Source organism: Nguyenibacter vanlangensis (genome assembly GCF_013376155.1).
Taxonomy (GTDB): domain Bacteria; phylum Pseudomonadota; class Alphaproteobacteria; order Acetobacterales; family Acetobacteraceae; genus Gluconacetobacter; species Gluconacetobacter vanlangensis.
The window spans coordinates 1-500 of record NZ_JABXXP010001306.1; the positions used below are offsets into that span (position 1 = coordinate 1).

General features: G+C 71.4%; 1 protein-coding gene. It reads right to left on the reverse strand.

Annotated elements, in window-relative coordinates; translation table 11 throughout:
* Window positions 1-279 precede the first annotated feature (279 nt).
* The coding region (locus HUK84_RS22980) for a hypothetical protein (RefSeq protein ID WP_218064522.1) at window positions 280-500 on the reverse strand (221 nt) is incomplete at its 5' end.

Below are 500 nucleotides of genomic sequence, written 5' to 3' on the forward strand. Positions count from 1 at the left end.
CCTCGCGTCCCTGCGATGGCCGGACCGGCGGGTGGGGATGGCGGCGGTGCGGCCCGCGCCCCGCACCCGGGGTGCGGGGGATCAGGACGGGCTCCTCGGCCTGGCGATAGCGGGAGGAAGGGCTGAGTGTCACCGTCATGAAAAGCCGCGATTCTCCGCGTGGTCGCCTGCGGCGCACTCCGTTGCGATCATGGCCCGAAACGATGCCGTCGGACAATGTTCCAGTCCCGGGGTTCCAGTCCCGGGTCCCAATCCCGGGCGACTCTCTCGCACGCTACACTAGCCTGCGGCAATCCCGTTGTCATGTTCCGCACTGTCACGGCGCCCCTTCGCGATGCCGCGCGCAATGCGGCGCGCAATGCCGCGCCATGGGGGGCGGTCGGGCGGGATTGTCTTGCCGCCCGGACTCTGCTGGCATGGCGTCATGCCCCCCATCCCGCCCGACACCCGGCCAGATACCCCGCCCGATACCCCGTCCGGCACCCCGCCCGATCCCCTCC